This is a genomic window from Pseudomonas sp. yb_2 (genome assembly GCF_043103905.1).
Classification (GTDB): Bacteria; Pseudomonadota; Gammaproteobacteria; order Pseudomonadales; family Pseudomonadaceae; genus Aquipseudomonas; species Aquipseudomonas alloputida.
Map to the genome: position 1 here is coordinate 1 of NZ_JBICKH010000079.1, position 25145 is coordinate 25145.

Sequence of the window (25145 nt, forward strand, 5' to 3'; positions counted from 1 at the left end):
GTTCAGCGGCAAGGCACCGAACACACTGCCGGCGGAAACCCGCTGCAGGCCGTTGACGCGAATATCGGAGATGGTGAAGGACTCGGCGTGAACTTCAGCGATCATCAGTGCGGACATGACCGCAGTTAGCAGCAGACGTTTCATGAAGTCCTTTTATTCCAACTGGCAATAAACAACCTGCCGTCACAGAACGGCAGGTTCGCAATTGAGCGAAGCTTTATAGTCGACCCAGATCGTTGATCAGGGCGAGCAACATCACCCCTATGACCAAACTGATACCGATCTGAACCCCCCAACCTTGCACCCGATCCGACAGCGGACGACCGCGCGCCCACTCGACCAGGTAAAACAGCAAATGCCCCCCGTCCAGTACTGGAATGGGCAGCAGGTTAAGAACCCCCAGGCTTATGCTCAGGTAGGCCAGGAAATTCAGGAAATCCCCCACGCCGGACTGGGCTGAAGCGCCCGCCACTTTAGCAATGGTTATCGGTCCACTCAAGTTTTTTACCGAGAGCTCCCCGAACAGCATTTTCTTCAGCGATTCAAGGGTCAGGACGCTCATGTTCCAGGTACGCGACAAGCTCTCACCCACCGCATCCAGCGGGCCGTAGCTGATTTCGCGGAGCATGTTGGCAGGCCATTCGCCACCTTTGACACCAGCGCCAAGATAGCCACCGACTGCCTTGCCCTCCCCCTTGCGGGCCAAGGTCACCGGCAGCTCCAGGGCAGCGCCGTCGCGCTCCACTCGCACCATGACCTTGGCATCCGGACGGGCGCGCACGTGGTCGACTACCTGCTGCCATTCGGTCACTGCCAAATCATCCAGAGCCAGCAGCTTGTCACCGGTTTTCAGGCCCGCAGCGGCAGCCGGCCCCTTCGGATCGATCTCGGCCAGCACCGGGGTGATCGCCGGGCGCCAAGGGCGCAGTCCCAGGGATTGAATCGGGTCCGGCTCGTCGGCGCCCTTGAGCCAACTGTCCAGCTTGACCTGCAGCTGGCGCTCGGCGCTGGCGCCCTCATCGCGCACGCCAATCTGCAAGGTACCGCTCTCGCCCAGACGACGAACCAGCTGCAAATTGACCGCCGACCAACCGTTGGTCGGCTTGCCATCTACAGAAACGATTTCCTGACCTGCGGTCAGCCCTGCAGATGCTGCCAGGCTGCCACTGTCGACCGCGCCGATAACCGGGCGGATTTGCTGGGTACCCAGCATCGCCAGCACCCAGAAAAACAGGATAGCCAGCAGAAAATTGGCGATCGGGCCTGCCGCGACAATCGCAATACGCTGGCGCACCGACTTGCGGTTGAACGACTGCCCGGCCAGCGCTGGCGGCACATCGCCTTCGCGCTCGTCGAGCATCTTGACGTAGCCACCCAGAGGAATGACCGCAACAACGAACTCGGTGCCGTGGCGGTCATGCCACCGCAGCAGCGGCGTGCCGAAACCCACCGAGAAACGCAGCACCTTGACGCCGCAGCGGCGCGCCACCCAGAAGTGACCGAATTCGTGGAAAGTGACCAGCACACCCAAAGCCACGAGGGTGCCGATAATCATGTAGAGCGCTGTCATGTCCATCTCCGAATGATGTTCAGCGGGCCGGCATCCTGCCCAGCCCCCTCACGAACCTTGACGGGCCTGCATCAGCGGCCGTGACGCCTCAGCCACTCACGGGAAAGCTCCCGGGCACGCTGATCGGCGGCAAATACCGCATCCAGCGACGGCAGCGGTACGACGGGTTCCTGGTCGAGTACCTGTTCGATCATACCCGCGATCTCCGGGAAGCGGATGCGCCGTTCAAGAAATGCCTGGACCGCGACTTCGTTGGCCGCATTGAGCACGGCAGGCGCGCTGTTGCCGGCCTCGGCAGCCTGCCGTGCAAGGCGCAGGCAAGGGAAGCGTTGTTCGTCGGGCGCCTGGAAATCCAGACGGGCGATGGCGAACAGGTCCAGAGGGGCAACCCCGGAATCGATCCGTTCCGGCCAGGCCAACGCGTTGGCGATTGGCGTACGCATGTCCGGGTTGCCCAACTGCGCGAGTACCGAACCGTCCACGTAGTCGACCAGCGAGTGGATCACGCTCTGCGGGTGCACCACCACCTCAACCTTGGACGGCACGGCATCGAACAACCAGCAGGCTTCGATCAACTCGAGGCCTTTGTTCATCATGCTGGCCGAATCCACGGAGATCTTGCGCCCCATGGACCAGTTGGGGTGCGCACAGGCTTGCTCCGGAGTCACGTCCAGCAGCGCCTCGACCGGCGTTTCGCGGAACGGCCCGCCGGACGCGGTAAGCAGGATCCGGCGCACACCGACGGCACTCAGGCCACGGGCGTAGTCGCCTGGCATGCACTGGAAGATAGCGTTGTGTTCGCTGTCGATCGGCAGCAGCACGGCACCCTTTTGCCGCACCGCCTCCATGAACAGTGCGCCGGACATCACAAGTGCTTCCTTGTTGGCCAGCAACACCTTCTTGCCCGCCTCGACCGCCGCCAGCGTGGGGCGCAGGCCGGCAGCACCGACAATGGCTGCCATCACTGCATCCACTTCAGCGGCCGACGCCACCTGGCAAAGCCCGGCCTCACCTTCCAGCACCTCGGTGGTGCAACCGGCCGCAGCCAGACTCGCACGCAACCTCACCGCCGCCTCGGTGCTCGGCACCACAGCGAAGGCCGGACGATGACGCACGCATAGCGCCAACAGCTCGTCGATGCGCGAATAGCCAGTGAGGGCAAACGCTTGATAACGGTCAGGATGACGCGCAATCACATCCAGCGTGCTCAGGCCAATGGAGCCGGTGGCCCCGAGCACGGTTATACGTTGCGGGCGACTCACATCACACCCCATTCGGCAGCCCACAACAGCACGGCGAAGACCGGGATTGCGGCAGTCAGGCTGTCAATGCGATCGAGCACACCTCCATGCCCGGGCAGCAGATTGCTGCTGTCCTTGATACCGGAGCGACGCTTGAACATGCTCTCGGTCAGGTCACCGACCACCGAGGACATCACCAGCAACGCAGCGCCCAACAGGCCCAGCAGGATCTGACCAAAGCCCCAGTCGCGGCTGATGCCGACACCCAGGGTAATCAACAGGCTGACCGCCAGGCCACCGTACACGCCTTCCCAGCTCTTGCCCGGGCTGACCTGCGGAGCCAGCTTGCGCTTGCCGAATGCCCGGCCAGAGAAGTACGCACCGATGTCGGCGGCCCACACCAGCACCATGACCGACAGGATCAGCCAGTTGCCCAAGGGCCAGTGCTTGAGCAGCACCAGCCCTTGCCAGGCCGGCAGCAACACCAGCAGGCCGATCAACAACCGACAGGCCGCACTGGCCCACAGGTCGCTGCTGCGCGGGTAGGTAAGCACCAGCCAGGTGGCCAGCCCCCACCAGATCACGGCAGCGCCCAGCACCCAGGGCGCCAGTTCCGGAAGGATGTGCAGCAGCATCAGCGCCCCCGCGACCACCGCTGCATAGGCAATGCGCAGCGGCTGGGCCATCAGCCCGGCAAGGCGCGCCCACTCCCAGGCACCGAGGGTCACTACGAAGCCGATGAACAGGGCGAAATCACCGCCATTGAGCAGGAAGAAACCACCCAGCGCGACCGGCAGCAGGATCAGCGCAGTAATGATGCGTTGTTTAAGCATTAAGCACGAGCTCCAGCCTCGACCTGCTCGCTGGTCTTACCGAAGCGGCGCTGGCGCGAAGCGAAATCGGCCAGGGCATTGCGCATGGCCTCGTGTTTGAAGTCCGGCCAGTAGAGGTCGGAGAAGTACAACTCGGCATAGGCCAGCTGCCACAACAGGAAATTGCTGATGCGGTGCTCGCCACCGGTGCGAATGCACAGGTCCGGTAGCGGCAGGTCGCCGGTTGCCAGGCAGGTCTGCAGCAGACCCGGGGTGATGTCTTCCGGGCGCAGGTGCCCGGCTTGCACTTCCCGCGCCAGCCGCTGGGCAGCCTGGGCGATGTCCCACTGGCCACCGTAGTTGGCTGCTATCTGCAGAATGAAACGGTTGTTGCCAGCGGTCACTGCCTCGGCCTCGCGCATGGCGGCCTGCAGTTCAGGATGGAAACGCGAACGGTCGCCGATGATGCGCAGGCTGATGTTGTTCTCGTCAAGGCGCTTGGCCTCACGGCGCAGCGCCGAGAAGAACAGCTCCATCAGCGCACCGACCTCTTCGGCAGGGCGCTGCCAGTTCTCGCTGGAGAAGGCGAACAGGGTCAGTACCTCGACCCCGGACTTGGCACAGACTTCGATGACCGCGCGAACGGCATCCACACCCGCCTTGTGCCCGGCCACGCCGGGCAGCAGGCGTTTTTTCGCCCAGCGGTTGTTGCCATCCATGATGATCGCGACATGACGCGGCACCGAGGACGGCGCCGCTGGCTTGGTCTTTTCCATTAAAAAACCCCGGCCTTAGACGGCCATCAGGTCCTTTTCCTTGGCTTTGAAGGCAGCATCCACTTCGGCGACGAACTTGTCGGTCAGCTTCTGGATCTCGTCCGCGGCGCGACGCTCTTCGTCTTCGCTGATTTCCTTGTCCTTGGTCAGCTTTTTCAGGTCAGCCAGGGCGTCGCGGCGCACGTTGCGCACGGCTACCTTGGCATCCTCGGCAACACCGCTGGCCTGCTTGGTGTAGCCCTTGCGGGTTTCCTCGGTCAGGGCCGGCATCGGCACACGGATGGTGGTACCGGCGCTGGACGGGTTAAGGCCCAGATCGGAGGTGAGGATGGCCTTTTCGATGGCAGCGCTGAGGTTCTTGTCGTGAGCGACGATCTTCAGGGTGCGGGCATCTTCGACGGTGATCGCGGCGACCTGGTTCAGCGGCATTTCGCTACCCCAGGCGGTAACCTTGACGCTGTCCAGGATGCTTGGGTGAGCGCGACCGGTGCGGATTGCAGCCAGGTTGCGGGACAGGGCTTCGATGGACTTGCCCATGCGCTCCTGCGCGTCTTTCTTGATGTCGTTGATCATGCTTGGCCTTCCTCGATCAGTGTGCCTTCAGCGCCACCCACCACAATGTTCAGCAGGGCGCCAGGCTTGTTCATGTTGAATACCCGCAATGGCATCTTGTGGTCACGGCACAGGCAGATTGCGGTCAGGTCCATCACACCCAGCTTGCGATCCAGAACCTCATCGTAGGTCAGGTGATCGAATTTCTCGGCATGCGGGTCCTTGAATGGATCGGCAGTGTACACGCCATCGACCTTGGTCGCCTTCAGCACCACGTCAGCATCGATTTCGATGGCGCGCAGGCAGGCCGCGGAGTCGGTGGTGAAGAACGGGTTGCCGGTACCGGCGGAGAAAATTACCACATCCCCGGAGTTGAGGTGACGAATAGCTTTGCGGCGATCGTAATGATCGGTGACACCCACCATGGAAATGGCCGACATGACCAGGGCCGGGATGTTCGAGCGCTCCAGCGCATCGCGCATGGCCAGGCCGTTCATCACGGTAGCCAGCATCCCCATGTGGTCACCCGTGACGCGGTCCATGCCGGCTGCGCTGAGCGCGGCGCCGCGGAACAGGTTGCCACCACCGATCACCAGGCCGACCTGGACACCGATCCCTACCAGCTGGCCAACTTCAAGCGCCATGCGATCCAGCACTTTCGGGTCGATCCCGAAGTCTTCCGAGCCCATCAGGGCCTCGCCGCTAAGTTTGAGCAAAATGCGTTTATAGCGAGGTTGGCGACCACTCACCTGCTGAGCCATTGCGAGTCTCTCCTGCGGCGTACTTTTAGAAAATTCGTGCGGGCTGTTTGCAGCCTGCTAACTGTAGCGTGGCACCGCTTCGGTGCCAGCGAAGAGGGAGTCGTATAAACCCCTCCCCGTTTTGACAAAGAGGCTGCGCGCGTGAGCGGGCAGCCTCTTTGGGGCGACAGACGGGGCTGTCTTACTGCTTGGCAGCAGCGACCTGAGCGGCAACTTCAGCAGCGAAGTCGTCGACTGGCTTCTCGATGCCTTCGCCTACTTTGAAGTAGGTGAAGGAAACGATTTCAGCACCGGCTTTCTTGGCCAGCTCGCCAACCTTGATTTCCGGGTTCATGACGAAGGCTTGCTCTTTCAGCGAGGCTTCGGCCTTGAACTTGGTGATACGACCGTTGATCATGTTCTCAACGATGTTTTCCGGCTTGCCGGCGATCTTGTCGGCGTTCAGCTGCAGGAAGACATTCTTCTCGCGCTCGATGGCCTCGGCGGAGATTTCCGACGAATCCAGGAACTCAGGGTTCGAAGCTGCAACGTGCATGGCGATGTTCTTCGCCAGCTCCACGTCACCGCCTTTCAGAACGACGACAGCGCCGATCTTGTTGCCGTGCAGGTAGGCACCGACAACGTCACCCTCAACGCGCACCAGGCGACGGATGTTGACGTTCTCGCCGCACTTGGCAACCAGGGCTTCACGAGCAGCTTCACGCGAGGCGATCAGCGGAGCGGCGTCGGTCAGCTTCTGGGCGAAGGCTTCTTCGAGGCTTTCGGCCACGAAGTTCTTGAAGTCGTCTTGCAGGGCCAGGAAGTCGGTCTGCGAGTTCACTTCCAGCAGGACGGCGGAAGTACCGTCGGTCTTGACGGCGATAGCGCCTTCAGCAGCGACGTTGCCAGCCTTTTTGGCGGCCTTGATGGCGCCCGAGGCACGCATGTCGTCAATGGCTTTCTCGATGTCGCCGCCGGCCTTTTCCAGGGCCTTTTTGCAATCCATCATGCCTTCGCCGGTACGCTCGCGCAGTTCTTTTACCAGCGCTGCAGTAATTGCTGCCATTTCAAAATCCTCTTGGAAAGTTTTTCAACCATTCCACCCGTCAATCACGGGCGTTCAATTCTGCAAATCCGCTGTTTTCATTTCAGCAGGCCCATGATGCGGGGCCGATGCTGACAGCAGGATTTCAAGGTGGCAAAAAGGGGGCAAAGCCCCCTTTTTGCGTGCCAAGTAGACGCTAGCGCCTATTACTCAGCAGCAGGTGCAGCCGCTTCTTCAGCGTAAACTTCGGTGCCGCCGGCAACGTTGTTGCGGCCGCGGATGACTGCGTCAGCCATCGAAGTCATGTACAGCTCGATAGCGCGAATGGCGTCATCGTTACCTGGGATGATGTAGTCAACACCTTCCGGGCTGCTGTTGGTATCGACAACGCCGATGACCGGGATACCCAGTTTGTTGGCTTCGGTGATCGCGATGCGCTCGTGATCAACGTCGATAACGAACAGAGCGTCTGGCAGACCGCCCATGTCCTTGATGCCACCCAGGCTGCGATCCAGTTTTTCCAGGTCGCGGGAGCGCATCAGGGCTTCTTTCTTGGTCAGCTTGGCGAAAGTGCCGTCTTCGGCCTGGGTTTCCAGGTCGCGCAGACGCTTGATCGAAGCGCGGATGGTCTTGTAGTTGGTCAGCATGCCGCCCAACCAACGGTGGTCAACGTACGGCGAACCGCAACGAGCTGCTTGCTCGGCGACGATCTTGCCGGCGGAACGCTTGGTGCCGACGAACAGGATCTTGTTCTTGCCCTGGGCCAGGCGCTCTACGAACGACAGAGCGTCGTTGAACATTGGCAGGGTTTTTTCCAGGTTGACGATGTGGATCTTGTTACGCGCGCCGAAAATGTACTTGCCCATTTTCGGGTTCCAGTAACGGGTCTGGTGGCCGAAGTGCACACCGGCCTTCAGCATATCGCGCATGTTGACTTGGGACATGATAGTTCCTTGATAAGTCGGGTTGGGCCTCCACGTATCCCAATGACCAACCCGCGAATTCTGCAACTCGGGGCACCCAGGTCATCGTGTCGACACGTGTGTGGGTTAAGTGCTGACGGGGTCGTCCCCGAAAGCGGCGCATTTTATACCACAGACCGCGAGCGAACGGAACCCGGATACTGTTGCGTCTGTCAGCACTTTTTGCAGCACCCCGGCTTTCGCGCCAGAATGCCAGCTGTAGACAACAGCATGGCCGCCTTTATCCCGACCGATCGGCGCCCTGCTCTGCTAGAATCCGGCCTTTCCCGTTTGTTCGCGCCGTGCACGGCGCCGTAGAGAGCCTGTAATGACCGTCACCATCAAGACCGCAGAAGACATCGAGAAGATGCGCATCGCTGGCCGCCTGGCCGCCGAAGTGCTGGAAATGATCGAAGAACACGTCAAGCCCGGTGTCACCACCGAAGAGCTCGACCGCCTGTGCCACGATTATATCGTCAACGTTCAGCAGGCCATCCCGGCACCGCTCAACTACAAGGGCTACCCGAAGTCGATCTGCACCTCGATCAACCATGTGGTCTGCCACGGCATCCCCAACGACAAGCCGCTCAAGGACGGTGACACGCTCAATATCGACGTCACCGTGATCAAGGACGGCTACCACGGCGACACCAGCCGCATGTTCCACGTCGGTAACGTGCCGGTCTGGGCCGAGCGCCTGTCCAAGGTCACCCAGGAATGCATGTACAAGGCCATCGAGCTGGTCAAGCCGGGCTGCCGCCTGGGCGACATCGGTGAAGTGATCCAGAAGCACGCGGAAAAGAACGGTTTCTCGGTGGTACGCGAGTTCTGCGGTCATGGCATCGGCAAGGTGTTCCACGAAGAGCCGCAGATCCTCCACTATGGCCGCGCTGGCACGGGCATGGAGCTGAAGGAAGGCATGACCTTCACCATCGAGCCGATGATCAACCAGGGCAAGGCCGACACCAAGGTGCTGGGCGACGGCTGGACCGCCATCACCAAGGACCGCAAGCTCTCGGCCCAGTGGGAACACACTTTGGTGGTGACCGCCACTGGCTACGAGATCTTCACCCTGCGCAAGGACGACACCATCCCGCGCACTTCGGCCTGACCGCACCCCGACAGGCCACCCCACGACAGGAACGTGACGCGATGCCCCAGGTGGACCCCGAGCTGTTCGACCGTGGCCAGTTCCAGGCGGAACTGGCCCTCAAGGCGAGCCCCATCGCCGCCTTCAAGAAAGCCATCCGCCTGGCCGGCGAGGTGCTCGACAAACGTTTTCGCGCCGGCAGCGACATCCGCCCGCTGATCGAGGCCCGCGCCTGGCTCGTCGACAATATCCTGCAACAGGCGTGGAACCAGTTCGACTGGGGCGACCAGAGCGGCATTGCCCTGGTTGCGGTGGGCGGCTACGGGCGCGGTGAACTGCACCCGCACTCGGACATCGACCTGCTGATTCTGCTGGGCGCAGCCGAGCACGAGCAGTACCGTGACGCCATCGAGCGCTTTCTGACCTTGCTGTGGGACATTGGCCTGGAAGTCGGCCAGAGCGTGCGCACCGTCGACGAATGCGCCGAACAGGCCCGCGCCGACCTGACGGTGATCACCAACCTGATGGAAAGCCGCACCATCGCCGGTCCCGAGGCCTTGCGCCAGCGCATGCTGGAAGTCACCAGCACCGCGCACATGTGGCCGAGCAAGGAGTTCTTCCTGGCCAAGCGCGCCGAACTCAAGGCCCGCCACCACAAGTACAACGACACCGAGTACAACCTCGAACCCAACGTCAAGGGTTCGCCAGGTGGCCTGCGTGACATCCAGACGGTCCTGTGGGTGGCCCGCCGCCAGTACGGGACGCTCAACCTGCACGCACTGGCCGGCGAAGGCTTCTTGCTGGAAAGCGAGAATGAACTGCTGGCTTCGTCCCAGGACTTCCTCTGGAAAGTCCGTTACGCCCTGCACATGCTGGCCGGACGCGCCGAAGACCGCCTGCTGTTCGACCACCAGCGCAGCATCGCCACGCTGCTGGGCTACAGCGATGAAAACCCCAAGCGGGCGATCGAACAGTTCATGCAGCAGTACTACCGGGTGGTGATGAGCATCAGCCAGCTGTGCGACCTGATCATCCAGCACTTCGAAGAGGTTATCCTCGCCGATGAGGAAAGTGGCAGCACCCAGCCGCTGAATGCGCGGTTCCGCCTGCATGACGGCTATATCGAGGCCACCCACCCGAACGTGTTCAAACGCACGCCATTTGCCATGCTGGAAATCTTCGTGCTGATGGCCCAGCACCCCGAGATAAAGGGCGTGCGTGCCGATACCGTGCGCCTGCTGCGCGAACACCGCCACCTGATCGACGACACGTTCCGCACCGACATCCGCAATACCAGCCTGTTCATCGAGCTGTTCAAGTGCGAAATCGGCATCCACCGCAACCTGCGCCGGATGAACCGCTACGGCATTCTCGGCCGTTACCTGCCAGAGTTCGGCCTGATCGTCGGGCAGATGCAGCATGACCTGTTCCACATCTATACGGTCGACGCGCATACCCTCAACCTCATCAAGCACCTGCGCAAGCTGCAATACACGCCGGTGTCCGAGAAATTCCCGCTGGCCAGCAAGCTCATGGGGCGCCTGCCCAAACCCGAGCTGATCTACCTGGCCGGGCTGTACCACGACATCGGCAAGGGTCGCCAGGGCGACCACTCGGAAATCGGTGCAGTGGACGCGCAGAAGTTCTGCGAACGGCACCAGTTGCCGGCCTGGGACAGCCGCCTGATCGTCTGGCTGGTGCAGAACCACCTGGTGATGTCGACCACCGCTCAGCGCAAGGACTTGTCCGACCCGCAGGTGATCAACGACTTTGCCCTGCACGTGGGCGACGAGACGCGCCTTGACTACCTGTACGTACTGACCGTGGCCGACATCAACGCCACCAACCCGAGCCTTTGGAACTCGTGGCGGGCCAGCCTGCTGCGCCAGCTGTACACCGAGACCAAGCGTGCCCTGCGCCGCGGCCTGGAAAACCCGCTGGACCGCGAAGAGCAGATTCGCCAGACCCAGTCCTCAGCGCTGGACATCCTGGTGCGCGAGGGCACCGACCCGGACGACGTCGAGCAGCTATGGGCGCAACTGGGCGATGACTATTTCCTCAAGCACACCGCCGCCGACGTGGCCTGGCACACGGATGCGATCCTGCAGCAACCGGCCGATGGCGGGCCGCTGGTGCTGATCAAGGAAACCACCCAGCGCGAGTTCGAAGGCGGCACGCAGATCTTCATCTATGCCCCCGACCAGCACGATTTCTTCGCCGTGACGGTGGCGGCCATGTCGCAGTTGAACCTGAACATCCACGACGCGCGGATCATCACGTCGAGCAGCCAGTTCACCCTCGACACCTACATTGTGCTGGACAACGACGGTGGCTCGATCGGCGACAACCCACAGCGGGTCAAGCAGATTCGCGATGGCCTGACCGAAGCGCTGCGCAACCCCGAGGACTACCCGACCATCATCCAGCGCCGGGTACCGCGGCAGCTCAAGCACTTCGACTTCCCGCCGCAAGTGACCATCCTCAACGATGCCCAGCGGCCGGTGACCATCCTCGAAATCACCGCGCCAGACCGCCCGGGCCTGCTGGCCCGGCTGGGGCGGATCTTCCTGGAGTTCGACCTGTCACTGCAAAACGCCAAGATCGCCACCCTCGGCGAGCGGGTAGAAGACGTGTTCTTCATTACCGATGCCGACAACCAGCCGCTGTCAGACCCGCAGCTGTGCAGCCGCCTGCAGGAAGCCATCGTGCAGCAACTGCAGGCCGGCCAAGGTAGCGACACCAGCCAGACCCGCGTGACCTTTTAACGATTAGACGATTGACGAGACCTTGCGCCGATGAACCATGCCTTGACCCAGCTTCAGCCCTATCCGTTCGAAAAGCTTCGCGCCCTGCTGGGCAGCGTGAAGCCTGCGGCGGACAAACGCGCCATCGCCCTGTCGATCGGTGAGCCGAAGCACGAATCGCCGGCGTTCGTCGCCCAGGCCATGGCCGACAACCTCGACAAGCTGGCGGTTTACCCCAGCACCCTTGGTTTGCCAGCCCTGCGCCAGGCCATCGGCCAGTGGTGCGAACGACGCTTTGGCGTGCCCGCCGGCTGGCTGGACGCTGACCGCCACATCCTCCCGGTCAACGGCACCCGTGAAGCGCTGTTCGCCTTCACCCAGGCCGTGGTCAACCGCGCCGATGACGGCCTGGTGATCAGCCCCAACCCGTTCTACCAGATCTACGAAGGCGCAGCGCTGCTGGCCGGTGCCACCCCGCACTACCTGCCCTGCCTGGAAAACAACGGTTTCAACCCGGACTTCGACGCCGTACCGGCCGAGGTGTGGAAGCGTTGCCAGATCCTGTTCCTGTGCTCGCCAGGCAACCCTACCGGTGCGCTGGTGCCGATGAACACCCTGAAGAAGCTGATTGCCCTGGCTGACGAACACGACTTCGTGATCGCCGCCGACGAGTGCTACAGCGAGCTGTACTTCGACGAGGATGCGCCACCGCCAGGCCTGCTGTCGGCATGCGCCGAGCTTGGTCGTAGCGATTTTGCGCGCTGCGTGGTGTTCCACAGCCTGTCCAAGCGCTCCAACCTGCCTGGGCTGCGCTCGGGCTTCGTCGCGGGCGATGCCCAGATCATCAAGCCGTTTCTGCTGTACCGCACCTACCACGGCTGCGCGATGCCGGTGCAAACCCAGCTGGCCAGCATCGCCGCCTGGCAGGACGAGGCGCATGTACGCGAGAACCGCGACCAATACCGCGCCAAATACGATGCCGTGCTGGATATTCTGCAGCCGGTACTGGATGTGCAGCGCCCGGACGGCAGTTTCTACCTGTGGGCCAAGGTACCGGGCGACGATGCCGAGTTCACCCGTGACCTGTTCGAAGCCCAGCATGTGACCGTGGTACCGGGGTCGTACCTGTCACGCGAGGTGGATGGGGTGAACCCGGGTGCCGGGCGCGTGCGCATGGCACTGGTTGCACCGCTGGCCGAATGCATCGAGGCGGCCGAGCGGATTCGCACCTTCCTGCAAAACCGCTGATCAACCCCTTCGCGGGCACGCCCGCTCCCACAGGTACAGCGCTGATTTCAAGCGCAGCGCAGTACCTGTGGGAGCGGGCGCGCCCGCGAAGGGCCTTGATAGGGTCTACTTGACTGAACCCAGGTTCGCCTCACTCATATCCAGCTCACCCAGTACTTGCCGCACCACCTCATCCCCCACCAGGTGCTGACGATGCAGGTTGTACAGCTCCAACCGCTGCGCCCTCAGGGCACGCAAGCGTAAACGCCGCTCCAGCAAGTCCATCTGTGCGGCCAGGGCTTTGGCTTCAGCACTGTCGTCGTAGCTTTCCAGCTCATCCCGGTATTCAGCCATCAAGCGCGCCTTCAACTCGGTCGCCAACGTTGCCTGCGCAGCATCCTGCGGTGCGTTGCTGTCGATCACCTCTTCTGCCTCCAAGGCATGAATCGCCGCCTCGGCTGTGCGCCGCCAGGCCTCCTGCACCTCTTGGTGCAAGCGCTCGTCAGGGCTCTTGGTCACCCCGCGCAGTAATATCGGCAGCGCGATGCAGGCGCTGATCAACGACAGCAGGATTACCCCCGCAGCAATGAAGATAAGCAGGTCACGCTCCGGGAACGCTGTACCAGCCCCTATCAGCAACGGGATCGACATGACACCCGCCAGGGTGACAGCGCCGCGCACACCCCCCAAGGTCAGCAACCAGCAGGAACGCGCCGTAGGCATCAGCACCAGTGCCGGCTTGCCGCGCCAGCGACGGACCACACCGATCGAGCGCCAGATACTCTGGACCCAGATGAACCGCAACATAATCAGTGCGGCAAAGATCGCCACCACGTCCAGACAGCGGTAGGCCAATGTCGGCCAGAGGGTCGCTTCGTGGCTGACCACGGCCTTGATGATGTCTGGCAACTGCAAGCCCAACAACAGGAAGATCAGGCCATTGAAGGCAAACTCCAGCAACGACCAGACACTGCGGTTAAGCAGGCGGGTACTGGTCTGACGCGGCAGCAGGTCGAGCCAGCTCTGCATCATGCCGGCCGCCACCGCCGAGAGAATACCCGAAACGCCCAGGCGCTCGGCCAGCACGTAGGCTGCGAACGGCAGCAGCAACATGAACACCACATGGGTAGCCGGATCGTCCCAGCCCCGGGTGATCATCCACATGCGCAGGCGACCGATCAACCAGCTCAGTACCACGCCCACCGCAAGCCCGCCCAGTGCGACCAACACGAAGCTGAAGCTGGCGTCAGCCAACGAAAACACCCCGGTGATCGCCGCCGCCAAGGCGAACTTGAAGGTTACCAGGCCCGACGCGTCGTTCATCAGCGCCTCGCCCTGCAGCATGTGCATCAGGGGAGTGGGCAGGCGGTCCTGGGCAATGGCCGAAACGGCCACGGCGTCGGTCGGCGAAAGCACTGCGGCCAGGGCGAAGGCCACCGGCAACGGGATGCTCGGCAGCAACCAGTGGATGAAGTAACCGGCGCCGACCACGGTGAACAACACCAGCCCCACGGCCAGCGCCACTACCGGGCCACGAATGCGCCATAACTCACGCTTGGGGATGCGCCAGCCGTCGGCGAACAGCAGCGGAGGCAGGAACAGGAACAGGAACAATTCGGGGTCAAGGGCTACATGCAGGCCCAGCGTCGGCCACGCCAGCAAGGCACCGGCGGCAATCTGTACCAGCGGCAATGGCAGTGGGATCACACGGCCGACCAGCTTCGACAGGCTGACCAGGGTCAGCAGGATAAGGACGGTGTAGGCGGACTGCATCCGGTAAGGCTTCCTTTGAGAACCAGAAACGATAGCAAGGCGAAACATCGCCATTGGAACAATATGTTAGCGGCGACCGACGGTTCGGGGCCGCTGCACGATAGTCGCAGGTGACGGGGGAATATGTAACATGATGATACCCAGCAGATGTGACCGGAGCTTGCGAGTCGCGTGCCCGTCATTGAAGACTTGAACTACAGCGATCCCGTCGTATAATCGAAATTAACGAATAACGTTAAGCATTCAGCTCATGATTCGAAGCTTTAGCTGTGCCGACACGGAAGCGCTCTTCACAACGGGAAAGACACGGCGTTGGTCAGATATCAAGTCAGTCGCGGAGCGCAAGCTGGCCATGCTCGATGCCGCAACAGAGTTGCGAGACCTTAGGTCGCCACCTGGCAATCGCCTCGAGTCACTGAGCGGCAACCGCGCCGACCAGCACAGTATCCGTGTAAATGACCAATGGCGGTTGTGCTTCACCTGGACAGAGCACGGGCCAGTTAACGTTGAAATTGTCGATTACCACTGAGGTGCATCATGCTCAAGAACGGTATGCGTCCAATCCATCCGGGTGAAATCCTGCGGGAGGAGTTCCAGAAGGAAATGGGCTTCAGCGCCGCGGCTCTGGCCAGGGCGTTGGGTGTAGCAACGCCAACCGTCAACAACATCCTGCGCGAACGGGGCGGTGTTTCCGCCGACATGGCACTGCGCCTGTCCATCTGCCTGGACACCACCCCTGAGTTCTGGCTCAACCTGCAGACGGCCTTCGATCTGCGCACAGCCGAACAGCAACACGGCGATGAGATCATCGGGTCGGTCCAGCGTCTGGTCGCTTGAACACATCCTGATCAATAAACAGGGGCGCCACGGGCGTGGCGCCGCGAGGATCGTTCCCGCATAATCCCGCGACTGACATCGAAAAACGGAGAGATTGGGGCTACTTGCAACCCCAATGTACACAATGACCTACACGCTCTACGGCATCAAAGCCTGTGACACCATGAAAAAGGCGCGTACCTGGCTCGAAGACAAAGCCATCGCCTACGAATTCCATGATTACAAAACCCAAGGCATCGACCGTGACAGCCTGAACCGCTGGTGCGACGAACACGGCTGGGAAGTCATCCTCAACCGTGCCGGCACCACCTTCCGCAAGCTGGACGACGCCAGCAAGGCAGACCTCGACCAGGCCAAGGCCGTCGAGCTGATGCTGGCCCAGCCGTCGATGATCAAACGCCCGGTGCTCGACCTTGGCGCGCGTACCCTGGTTGGCTTCAAGCCCGACCTGTACGCCGCTGCCCTGGCCTGAGCCCCCACCCTATTTCGCACGAGGTAATCACATGTCCAATACCCTGTTCAGCCTGGCCTTCGGTGTCGGCTCCCAGAACCGCCAGGGCGCCTGGCTGGAAGTGTTCTACGCACAACCGCTGCTCAACCCGAGCGCCGAACTGGTTGCTGCAGTAGCCCCTGTTCTCGGTTACGAAGGTGGCAACCAGGCCATCGCCTTCAGCAACGCCCAGGCCGCACAACTGGCCGAAGCCCTGAAAGGCGTGGACGCTGCCCAGGCCGCCCTGCTGACCCGCCTGGCAGAGAGCCACAAGCCGCTGGTCGCCACCCTGCTGGCCGAAGACGCTGCCCTGAGCTCGACCCCAGAGGCCTACCTCAAGCTGCACCTGCTGTCGCACCGTCTGGTCAAGCCGCATGGCGTAAGCCTGGCCGGTATCTTCCCGCTGCTGCCTAACGTGGCCTGGACCAACCAGGGCGCGGTCGACCTGGGCGAACTGGCCGAGCTGCAACTGGAAGCACGCCTGAAGGGCGAGCTGCTGGAAGTGTTCTCGGTGGACAAGTTCCCGAAAATGACCGATTACGTGGTCCCGGCCGGCGTGCGCATCGCCGACACCGCCCGTGTGCGCCTGGGCGCCTACATTGGCGAAGGCACCACCATCATGCACGAAGGCTTCGTCAACTTTAATGCGGGCACCGAAGGCCCGGGCATGATCGAAGGCCGCGTTTCCGCTGGCGTATTCGTCGGCAAGGGCTCGGACCTGGGCGGCGGCTGCTCGACCATGGGCACCCTGTCCGGTGGCGGCAACATCGTCATCAAAGTCGGCGAGGGCTGCCTGATCGGCGCCAACGCCGGTATCGGTATTCCGTTGGGCGACCGCAACACCGTCGAAGCCGGCCTGTACATCACCGCGGGCACCAAGGTCAACCTGCTGGACGAGAACAACGAACTGGTCAAAGTGGTCAAGGCCCGCGACCTGGCCGGCCAGACCGACCTGCTGTTCCGCCGCAACTCGCTGAACGGCGCGGTAGAGTGCAAGACCCACAAGTCGGCCATCGAGCTGAACGAAGCGCTGCACGCTCACAACTGAGAACCCTGCCGGGTTTGAGGTGTTAAGATCGGGTCTGGCGCCAATGCACCAGACCCGATTTTCATTCCAGGCCTCGCAAACATGTTCCAGCCCTCTCCCTGGCGTGCCGACTTCCCCGCCATCGCCGCCCTGCAACGGCAGCACCAGACCTATCTGGACAGCGCCGCCACCACCCAGAAGCCGCAAGCCTTGCTCGATGCCCTGAGCCATTACTACGGCCATGGCGCGGCCAACGTGCACCGTGCCCAGCATTTGCCCGGTGCGCTGGCGACCCAGGCCTTCGAAACCAGCCGCGACAAGGTCGCCGCCTGGCTCAATGCCGCAGACTCGCGGCAGATCGTGTTCACCCACGGCGCCACCTCGGCACTGAACCTGCTGGCCTATGGCCTGGAGCACCGCCTCGAAGCCGGTGACGAAATTGCCATCAGTGCCCTGGAGCACCATGCCAACCTGCTGCCCTGGCAACAGCTGGCGCACCGGCGCAACCTGCACCTGGTGGTGCTGCCACTGGACGCCCATGGTCGTATCGACCAGGACCAGGCACTGCAACTGATCGGCCCGCGCACCCGAGTGCTCGCCATCAGCCAGCTGTCCAACGTGCTGGGTACCTGGCAACCGCTGCCAGCGCTGCTGGCCCATGCCCGCGCCCAAGGCGCGCTGACGGTGGTCGATGGTGCCCAGGGCGTGGTGCATGGTCGCCAGGACATGCAGCAACTGGGCTGCGACTTCTATGTGTTTTCCAGCCACAAGCTGTACGGTCCGGACGGCGTCGGCGTGCTCTATGGCCGCGCCCAGGCCCTGGAGCTGTTGCGCCACTGGCAGTTCGGTGGCGAGATGGTGCAGCTGGCCGAGTACCACAGCGCCAGCTTCCGTCCCGCGCCCCTGGGCTTCGAAGCGGGTACGCCGCCGATTGCCGGGGTGATCGGTCTGGGCGCGACACTGGACTATCTGGCCAGCCTCGATGCCCATGCGGTCGCAGCGCATGAAGCCAGCCTGCACCAGCACCTGCTGCGTGGCCTGGGCGACCGCGAGGGCGTGCGGGTGTTGGGCGCACCGCAGACGGCCCTGGCCAGTTTCGTCATCGAGGGCGTGCACAACGCCGATATTGCTCATTTGCTGACTGAACAGGGCATTGCCGTGCGTGCCGGTCACCACTGCGCCATGCCACTGCTGAAGGGGCTGGGGTTGGAAGGCGCGATACGGGTATCGCTGGGTTTGTACAACGACAGCGATGACGTGCAGCGTTTCTTCGACGCGCTGGACCAAGGCCTGGAGCTGTTGCGATGAGCCTGCCGGAACAGGCGCACCAAGCGCTGGAAGCGTTTCAACAGGGCAAAGGCTGGGAACAGCGTGCGCGGCTGTTGATGCAGTGGGGTGACCGCCTGGAGCCGCTTGCAGACGCCGAAAAGACCGAGGCCAACCGGGTGCATGGCTGCGAGAGCCTGGTATGGCTGGTGGCCGAGCAGATCGAGGGCGTGTGGCGGTTCAAGGCCAGCAGCGATGCCCGCTTGTTGCGTGGGCTGCTGGCGCTGTTGCTGGTGCGGGTGCAGGGACTGGCCAGTGAGGAGCTGGCCGGGATTGATCTGCGCGAGTGGTTTACCCAGCTCGGGCTGGAGCGCCAATTGTCGCCGTCGCGCAGCAATGGGCTGCATGCGGTGTTGCAGCGGATGGCGGAGTTGGCGTCCAACCGCTGAATCGGCGCTGGTTGCTTCGCGGGCCCGCCCGCTCCCACAGGTACGGCATCATGCTTGGAAGAGATGCAGTATCTGTGGGAGCGGGCAGGCCCGCGAAGAAACCCACGCGGTCTTATTCAGGCTTGACCCGTTCCGACGGCCGGCGCGCTCCAGCCACCAGTTTTTCTATCGCCTTGCTCGCCGCTACCATGCCAAAGGCCGCAGTCACCATCATCACCGCGCCAAAGCCACCCGAGCAGTCCAGCCGCACACCTTCACCGACAAAGCTTTTCTGCAGGCAAACGCTGCCATCACCCTTGGGGTAACGCAGCTGTTCACTGGAGAACACGCACGGCACGCCATAGTTACGGCTGACATTACGCGAGAAGTTGTAGTCGCGGCGAAGGGTGGAACGCACCCGTGAAGCCAATGGGTCGTTGAAGGTCTTGTTCAGGTCGGCGATCTGGATCTGCGTCGGGTCGATCTGCCCACCCGCGCCACCGGTAGTGACAATGGCAATCTTGCGCCGGCGACACCAGGCGATCAGCGCCGCCTTGGCCATGACGCTGTCGATGCAGTCGATCACGCAGTCGAGGTGCTCGGTGATGTACTCGGCCATGGTCTCGCGGGTGACGAAGTCGGCCACCGCATGCACCGTACACCCTGGGTTGATCGCCCGCAGGCGCTCGGCCATGACCTCGACCTTGGGCCGCCCCACCTGCCCTTCCAGCGCATGGGCCTGGCGGTTGGTGTTACTGACGCAGACATCGTCCAGGTCGAACAGGGTAATCTCGCCTACGCCGCTGCGTGCCAGGGCTTCGGCCACCCACGAGCCCACCCCGCCAATACCGACCACAGCCACATGGGCCTGGCCCAGACGTTGCAGCCCCTGGTCGCCATACAGCCGGGCAACGCCGGCAAAGCGTGGATCTTCTGTGCTCATGTTCATACCCCAAAAAACCGGCGCGCATTATATGCCAGTGAACCCTTGACCTGCATCGTTAGGAAAGAGACTACCAACCCTGCTTTAATGTCCTATCACTTCCACATGAATGGACGACGATGTCTTCACGTAAATTCGGCCTGAACCTGGTAGTGGTGCTGGCCATCGCCGCACTGTTCACCGGGTTCTGGGCACTGATCAACCGCCCGGTCTCCGCCCCCGCCTGGCCAGAACAGATCTCTGGCTTTTCGTATTCGCCGTTCCGCCTGGGCGAAAGCCCACAGAAGGGGCAGTACCCCACCGACGACGAAATGCGCCAGGACCTGGAGCAACTGAGCAAACTGACCGACAGCATCCGTATCTATACCGTGGAAGGCACCCAGGCCGACGTCCCGCGCCTGGCCGAGGAGTTCGGCCTGCGGGTGACGCTGGGGATATGGATCAGCCCGGACCTGGAGCGCAACGAACGTGAAATCGCCACGGCCATCCAGCTGGCCAACACGTCGCGCAGCGTGGTGCGGGTGGTGGTCGGCAACGAGGCGCTGTTCCGTGAAGAGGTCACACCGGAAAACCTGATCAAATACCTGGACCGCGTACGCGCAGCCGTGAAGGTGCCCGTGACCACCAGTGAACAATGGCACATCTGGAAGGAACATCCTGAGCTGGCCAGGCACGTCGACCTGATTGCCGCGCACATCCTGCCCTACTGGGAGTTCGTGCCGATGAAGGATTCGGTCGAGTTCGTCCTCGACCGCGCCCGTGAACTGAAGCACCAGTTCCCGCGCAAACCCCTGCTGCTGTCGGAAGTCGGCTGGCCGAGCAACGGCCGCATGCGCGGTGGTGCCGATGCCACACAGGCCGACCAGGCCATCTACTTGCGCACCCTGGTCAATACCCTCAACCGCCGTGGCTACAACTACTTTGTCATTGAAGCCTATGACCAACCCTGGAAGGCCAGCGACGAAGGGTCGGTAGGCGCCTACTGGGGCGTCTACAACGCCGAACGCCAGCAGAAGTTCAACTTCGACGGCCCTGTGGTGGCGATCCCGCAGTGGCGGGCCCTGGCAGTGGCGTCGGTGGTGCTGGCAATGATCGCCCTGATGGTGCTGTTCATCGATGGCTCGGCCCTGCGCCAGCGTGGCCGTACCTTCCTGACGTTCATCACTTTCCTGTGCGGGTCGGTGCTGGTGTGGATCGCCTACGACTACAGCCAGCAATACAGCACCTGGTTCAGCCTGACCGTGGGCGTGCTGCTGGCCCTCGGCGCGCTGGGCGTGTTCATCGTGCTGCTCACCGAGGCCCACGAACTGGCCGAGGCGGTCTGGATACACAAGCGCCGACGCGAATTCCTGCCCGTGCAGGCCGACAGTGCCTACCGGCCCAAGGTGTCGGTGCATGTGCCGTGCTACAACGAGCCACCTGAGATGGTGAAACAGACCCTGGACGCCCTGGCCGCCCTGGACTACCCCGACTACGAAGTGCTGGTGATCGACAACAACACCAAGGACCCGGCCGTGTGGGAGCCGCTCAAGGCCCACTGCGAAAAGCTTGGCGAGCGCTTCAAGTTCTTCCACGTCGCGCCACTGGCCGGCTTCAAGGGTGGCGCGCTGAATTACCTGATCCCGCACACGGCAAAGGACGCCGAAGTGATCGCGGTAATCGACTCGGACTACTGCGTCGACCGCAACTGGCTCAAGCACATGGTGCCGCACTTCGCCGACCCGAAAATTGCCGTGGTGCAGTCACCGCAGGATTACCGTGACCAGCACGAAAGCGCCTTCAAGAAGCTGTGCTACAGCGAATACAAGGGCTTCTTCCACATCGGTATGGTCACCCGCAACGACCGTGACGCGATCATCCAGCACGGCACCATGACCATGACCCGGCGCAGTGTGCTGGAAGAACTGGGCTGGGCCGAGTGGTGCATCTGCGAGGACGCCGAACTGGGCCTGCGCGTGTTCGAGAAAGGCCTGTCCGCGGCCTACGCCCACAACAGCTACGGCAAGGGCCTGATGCCCGACACCTTCATCGACTTCAAGAAGCAACGCTTCCGCTGGGCCTACGGCGCCATCCAGATCATCAAGCACCACGCCGGCGCGCTGCTGCGCGGCAAAGGCAGCCAGCTGACCCGCGGCCAGCGCTACCACTTCCTGGCCGGCTGGCTACCGTGGATCGCCGATGGCATGAACATCTTCTTCACCATCGGCGCGCTGTTGTGGTCGGCGGCGATGATCATCGTGCCGCATCGGGTCGATCCGCCCCTGATGATCTTCGCCATCCCGCCGCTGGCGCTGTTCTTCTTCAAGGTCGGCAAGATCATCTTCCTGTACCGCCGAGCGGTGGGGGTGAACCTCAAGGATGCCTTCGCAGCTGCGCTGGCCGGGCTGGCGCTGTCGCACACCATCGCCAAGGCGGTACTGTATGGTTTCTTCACCAGCAGCATGCCGTTCTTCCGCACGCCGAAGAACGCTGACAGCCACGGGTTGCTGGTGGCGATTTCCGAAGCCCGTGAAGAGCTGTTCATCATGTTGCTGCTATGGGGCGCGGCGCTGGGCATCTACCTGGTTCAGGGGCTGCCGAGCTCGGACATGCGCTTCTGGGTGGCAATGTTGCTGGTGCAGTCGTTGCCTTATGTGGCAGCGCTGGTGATGGCGTTCCTGTCGTCGTTGCCCAAGCCCGCAGAAAAGGCTGCCGAAGCGCAGCAGGCTTGAAGTTGCCTGGGCTGACCTGTGCAGCCCATTCGCGGGCACGCCCGCTCCCACAGGCCTGGCACAGGCATTCAGAGCTGTGCGGTACCTGGGGGAGCGGGCGTGCCCGCGATTGGGCCGTGCTGCCCGAAACCATTTGATATAAGATAACGCCCCTCAGATTTCCCCGCCTTGCCTTGCCCCGGAGTCCCCCATGACGGCCCCTGCCGAGCTCTCGCCTACCCTTCAACTGGCCTGCGACCTGATCCGTCGCCCCTCGGTCACCCCCGTCGACGCCGATTGCCAGGCGCAGATGATGAACCGTCTGGGCGCCGTCGGTTTCCAGCTGGAGCCGATGCGCATTGAAGACGTCGACAACTTCTGGGCCACCCACGGCAGCCAGGACGGCCCGGTACTGTGTTTTGCCGGCCACACCGATGTGGTGCCTACCGGCCCGGTCCAGCAATGGCAGCATGAACCCTTCGAGGCACTGATCGACGCCGACGGCATGCTCTGCGGCCGTGGCGCCGCCGACATGAAGGGCAGCCTGGCATCCATGGTCATCGCCAGCGAGCGCTTCGTGCAGGACTACCCGAACCACCGCGGCAAGGTCGCGTTTCTGATCACCAGCGACGAGGAAGGCCCCGCCCACCACGGCACCAAAGCGGTGGTCGAGCGCCTGAAAGCGCGCAACGAGCGCCTGGACTGGTGCATCGTCGGCGAACCGTCCAGCACCACCTTGCTGGGTGACGTGGTCAAGAACGGTCGCCGCGGTTCGCTGGGCGCCAAGCTGACCATACGCGGCAAACAGGGCCATGTGGCCTACCCGCACCTGGCGCGCAACCCGATCCATCTGGCCGCCCCGGCCCTGGCGGAACTGGCTGCCGAGCACTGGGACGAAGGCAATGCGTTCTTCCCGCCAACCAGCTTCCAGATCTCCAACCTCAATTCCGGCACCGGCGCCACCAACGTGGTCCCGGGCGAGCTGACCGCGCTGTTCAACTTCCGCTTCTCTACCGAGTCCACCGTCGAAGGCCTGCAGGCCCGAGTGTCGGCGATTCTCGACAAGCATGAACTGGACTGGTCGGTCGACTGGGCACTGTCGGGCCTGCCGTTCCTGACCGAACCAGGCGAGCTGCTCGACGCCGTGGCGGCCAGCATCAAGGGCGTCACCGGTCGCGATACCCAGCCCTCCACCAGCGGCGGCACTTCCGATGGCCGCTTCATCGCAACCATGGGCACCCAGGTGGTCGAACTCGGCCCGGTCAACGCCACCATCCACCAGGTTGACGAGCGGATCCTGGCCAGCGACCTCGATCTGCTGACCGAAATCTACTACCAGACCCTGGTCCGGTTGCTCGCCTGATGCTTGCCTGCCCGCTTTGCCAGGCGCCGCTGAGCCGGCTCGACAATGGAGTGGTGTGCCCGGCCGGCCACCGCTTCGACCGCGCCCGCCAGGGTTACCTGAACCTGCTGCCGGTGCAGCACAAGAACAGCCGCGACCCCGGTGACAACCAGGCGATGGTCGAGGCACGCCGCGACTTTCTCGACGCCGGCCATTACGCGCCGGTCGCCCGCCGCCTGGCCGAGCTGGCCGCCGAGCGCCAGCCTGGCGCCTGGCTGGACATCGGCTGCGGCGAGGGTTACTACACCGCACAGATCGCCCAGGCCTTGCCAGCCGCCGACGGCTATGCGCTGGACATCTCCCGCGAAGCGGTCAAGCGTGCCTGCCGCCGAGCACCGGCGGTCACCTGGATGGTCGCCAGCATGGCCCGCGTGCCGCTGACCGACGCCAGTTGCCAGTTCATCGCCAGCGTTTTCAGCCCGCTGGACTGGGCCGAGGCCAAGCGTTTGCTCAGCCCCGGCGGCGGCCTGATGCGAGTCGGCCCCACCAGCGGCCACCTGATGGAACTGCGTGAAGTGCTCTACGATGAAGTACGCCCTTACGCCGACGACAAGCACCTGGCCCTGGTCCCTGAAGGCATGGCCCACGCCCACAGCGAAACCCTCGAGTTCCGCCTGAGCCTGGCCGCGCCCAAGGCCCGCGCCGACCTGCTGGCCATGACCCCACACGGCTGGCGCGCCAGCGCCGAAAAACGTGCCCGGGTGATCGACCAGCCCGAGCCGTTCGAGGTCACGGTTTCCATGCGTTATGACTATTTCGTGCGCCAAGACTGAGCACACCCGGAGCCCTTATGCGTCAACCTGATATCGAGATCTACCTGAAGGACGCCGACGTCGACCACAAGCAGATTGCCGAGTGGCTCGCCCAGGCAATCGGCCCGTGCACCGAGTGGAAGCAGAAAGGCCATACCTTCAAATGCCAGGCCGGTAACATTCCGGTCACTTGGTTACCCAAGGCTGTAGGGAAATGGAACAGCCTGTATCTGGAAAGCGACCAGACGCCGTGGGCCGATGACGTTGCCTGCGCCCGCGCCGCATTTGCCGCGCTGGGTGTGGAAGTGCGCTGCGCGCCGGGTGGCTGGGTCGAGGAAGACGGGGAAGAAGATGCTGACCGCTGGGTCCGCATCAGCGCCGACGGTGAAGAGGAAATCACCTGGCGTACATCATGAAACGGCAGGCTTGCTCGTTTCTGTAGGAACGGGTTTACCCGCGAATACGGGCTATGCCCGTGGCAGCCACCGTGGTGGCTGCTTCGCGGGCAAGCCCGCTCCTACGGCTTGAAACCAGAGGCTCAGAGGCCCACTACGTCTTCGGCTTGCAGGCCTTTCTGGCCCTGCACGCAGGCGTACTCCACCCGCTGCCCTTCGACCAGGGTACGATGCCCCTCACCGCGGATCGCCCGATAGTGGACGAACACATCCGCACCACCTTCGCGCTGAATGAAGCCATAACCCTTGGCATCGTTGAACCACTTTACATTCCCAGTCTCACGAGACGACATCTGAACTACTCCGGATTTTTATTGTGAAGA

General features: G+C 62.8%; 24 protein-coding genes and 1 pseudogene. 13 read left to right on the plus strand and 12 right to left on the minus strand.

The window, feature by feature from the left end:
* The 9 genes and pseudogenes from ACF8FB_RS22015 to rpsB form a co-directional block, all read right to left on the minus strand.
* A pseudogene (locus ACF8FB_RS22015) lies at positions 1-144 on the minus strand (outer membrane assembly protein); the annotation flags it as partial.
* Positions 145-217: 73 nt separating this feature from the next.
* Positions 218-1570, minus strand: coding sequence for an RIP metalloprotease RseP (rseP, locus tag ACF8FB_RS22020; RefSeq protein ID WP_392511979.1), 1353 nt, complete (start codon positions 1568-1570; stop codon positions 218-220).
* 71 nt (positions 1571-1641) lie between these two features.
* Complete coding sequence (gene ispC, locus ACF8FB_RS22025; RefSeq protein ID WP_049587431.1) at positions 1642-2832, minus strand: 1-deoxy-D-xylulose-5-phosphate reductoisomerase; 1191 nt, start codon at positions 2830-2832, stop codon at positions 1642-1644.
* A complete protein-coding gene (locus ACF8FB_RS22030; protein ID WP_392509279.1) occupies positions 2829-3644 on the minus strand; it encodes a phosphatidate cytidylyltransferase in 816 nt (271 codons plus the stop codon). The genes ispC and ACF8FB_RS22030 overlap by 4 nt, the downstream gene beginning before the upstream one ends.
* Positions 3644-4399, minus strand: coding sequence for a polyprenyl diphosphate synthase (gene uppS / locus ACF8FB_RS22035; protein ID WP_010952675.1), 756 nt, complete (start codon positions 4397-4399; stop codon positions 3644-3646). The genes ACF8FB_RS22030 and uppS overlap by 1 nt, the downstream gene beginning before the upstream one ends.
* 15 nt (positions 4400-4414) lie before the next feature.
* Positions 4415-4972, minus strand: coding sequence for a ribosome recycling factor (gene frr / locus ACF8FB_RS22040; protein ID WP_003252296.1), 558 nt, complete (start codon positions 4970-4972; stop codon positions 4415-4417).
* The gene (gene pyrH / locus ACF8FB_RS22045) at positions 4969-5712 is read right to left on the minus strand and encodes a UMP kinase (RefSeq protein WP_003252294.1); all 744 of its coding nucleotides are present in this window, start codon (positions 5710-5712) and stop codon (positions 4969-4971) included. The genes frr and pyrH overlap by 4 nt, the downstream gene beginning before the upstream one ends.
* Before the next feature lie 181 nt (positions 5713-5893).
* Positions 5894-6757, minus strand: coding sequence for a translation elongation factor Ts (gene tsf / locus ACF8FB_RS22050; RefSeq protein ID WP_010952674.1), 864 nt, complete (start codon positions 6755-6757; stop codon positions 5894-5896).
* A gap of 185 nt (positions 6758-6942) precedes the next feature.
* On the minus strand, positions 6943-7680 hold the full coding sequence (gene rpsB / locus ACF8FB_RS22055; protein WP_003252287.1) for a 30S ribosomal protein S2: 738 nt from the start codon (positions 7678-7680) through the stop codon (positions 6943-6945).
* Positions 7681-8026: 346 nt separating this feature from the next.
* Here rpsB and map point away from each other — a divergent pair, with 346 nt between their 5' ends.
* Genes map through dapC form a run of 3 tightly spaced genes read left to right on the plus strand, consistent with a single transcriptional unit; the run spans position 8027 to position 12780 of the window.
* Positions 8027-8809 (plus strand): type I methionyl aminopeptidase, encoded by a 783-nt coding sequence (gene map / locus ACF8FB_RS22060; RefSeq protein WP_003252286.1) that lies wholly within the window; start codon positions 8027-8029, stop codon positions 8807-8809.
* Positions 8810-8850: 41 nt separating this feature from the next.
* The gene (locus ACF8FB_RS22065; RefSeq protein WP_010952673.1) at positions 8851-11553 is read left to right on the plus strand and encodes a [protein-PII] uridylyltransferase; all 2703 of its coding nucleotides are present in this window, start codon (positions 8851-8853) and stop codon (positions 11551-11553) included.
* Between the two features lie 30 nt (positions 11554-11583).
* The gene (gene dapC, locus ACF8FB_RS22070) at positions 11584-12780 is read left to right on the plus strand and encodes a succinyldiaminopimelate transaminase (RefSeq protein WP_180689363.1); all 1197 of its coding nucleotides are present in this window, start codon (positions 11584-11586) and stop codon (positions 12778-12780) included.
* 105 nt (positions 12781-12885) lie between these two features.
* On the opposite strand, the gene ACF8FB_RS22075 is transcribed toward dapC, so the two are convergent.
* Positions 12886-14532, minus strand: a complete 1647-nt coding sequence (locus tag ACF8FB_RS22075; RefSeq protein WP_049587427.1) for a Na+/H+ antiporter — start codon at positions 14530-14532, stop codon at positions 12886-12888.
* Positions 14533-14782: 250 nt separating this feature from the next.
* Between ACF8FB_RS22075 and graT the strand changes: the two genes are divergently transcribed.
* From graT to ACF8FB_RS22105, 6 genes are all read left to right on the plus strand, one after another.
* Positions 14783-15061, plus strand: coding sequence for a type II toxin-antitoxin system toxin GraT (graT, locus tag ACF8FB_RS22080; RefSeq protein ID WP_350298663.1), 279 nt, complete (start codon positions 14783-14785; stop codon positions 15059-15061).
* 8 nt (positions 15062-15069) lie between these two features.
* Positions 15070-15369: a type II toxin-antitoxin system antitoxin GraA gene (graA, locus tag ACF8FB_RS22085; RefSeq protein WP_010952669.1), complete on the plus strand. Its 300-nt coding sequence runs from the start codon at positions 15070-15072 to the stop codon at positions 15367-15369.
* 124 nt (positions 15370-15493) lie between these two features.
* A complete protein-coding gene (locus tag ACF8FB_RS22090; protein ID WP_003252272.1) occupies positions 15494-15841 on the plus strand; it encodes an ArsC family reductase in 348 nt (115 codons plus the stop codon).
* Between the two features lie 31 nt (positions 15842-15872).
* A complete protein-coding gene (gene dapD, locus ACF8FB_RS22095) occupies positions 15873-16907 on the plus strand; it encodes a 2,3,4,5-tetrahydropyridine-2,6-dicarboxylate N-succinyltransferase (RefSeq protein WP_004574732.1) in 1035 nt (344 codons plus the stop codon).
* Between the two features lie 81 nt (positions 16908-16988).
* On the plus strand, positions 16989-18194 hold the full coding sequence (locus tag ACF8FB_RS22100) for a cysteine desulfurase (RefSeq protein WP_010952615.1): 1206 nt from the start codon (positions 16989-16991) through the stop codon (positions 18192-18194).
* Positions 18191-18601: a SufE family protein gene (locus ACF8FB_RS22105; RefSeq protein WP_003252266.1), complete on the plus strand. Its 411-nt coding sequence runs from the start codon at positions 18191-18193 to the stop codon at positions 18599-18601. The genes ACF8FB_RS22100 and ACF8FB_RS22105 overlap by 4 nt, the downstream gene beginning before the upstream one ends.
* Before the next feature lie 112 nt (positions 18602-18713).
* Here the strand turns inward: ACF8FB_RS22105 and tcdA are convergent, their stop codons facing one another.
* The gene (tcdA, locus tag ACF8FB_RS22110; RefSeq protein ID WP_392511983.1) at positions 18714-19523 is read right to left on the minus strand and encodes a tRNA cyclic N6-threonylcarbamoyladenosine(37) synthase TcdA; all 810 of its coding nucleotides are present in this window, start codon (positions 19521-19523) and stop codon (positions 18714-18716) included.
* Positions 19524-19642: 119 nt separating this feature from the next.
* On the opposite strand from tcdA, the gene ACF8FB_RS22115 reads away from it, so the two are divergent.
* The 4 genes from ACF8FB_RS22115 (at position 19643) to ACF8FB_RS22130 (ending at position 24783) form a co-directional block, all read left to right on the plus strand.
* Complete coding sequence (locus ACF8FB_RS22115; RefSeq protein WP_180689359.1) at positions 19643-22234, plus strand: glycosyltransferase; 2592 nt, start codon at positions 19643-19645, stop codon at positions 22232-22234.
* Between the two features lie 190 nt (positions 22235-22424).
* Complete coding sequence (dapE, locus tag ACF8FB_RS22120) at positions 22425-23576, plus strand: succinyl-diaminopimelate desuccinylase (protein WP_004574734.1); 1152 nt, start codon at positions 22425-22427, stop codon at positions 23574-23576.
* Positions 23576-24388, plus strand: coding sequence for a putative RNA methyltransferase (locus tag ACF8FB_RS22125; RefSeq protein WP_003252259.1), 813 nt, complete (start codon positions 23576-23578; stop codon positions 24386-24388). Before dapE ends, ACF8FB_RS22125 begins: the two co-directional genes overlap by 1 nt.
* 17 nt (positions 24389-24405) lie before the next feature.
* Positions 24406-24783: a hypothetical protein gene (locus ACF8FB_RS22130; RefSeq protein ID WP_010952612.1), complete on the plus strand. Its 378-nt coding sequence runs from the start codon at positions 24406-24408 to the stop codon at positions 24781-24783.
* Between the two features lie 122 nt (positions 24784-24905).
* On the opposite strand, the gene ACF8FB_RS22135 is transcribed toward ACF8FB_RS22130, so the two are convergent.
* Entirely contained in the window at positions 24906-25115 is a 210-nt protein-coding gene (locus ACF8FB_RS22135) for a cold-shock protein (protein WP_003252255.1), read from the minus strand.
* Between the last annotated feature and the right edge of the window lie 30 nt (positions 25116-25145).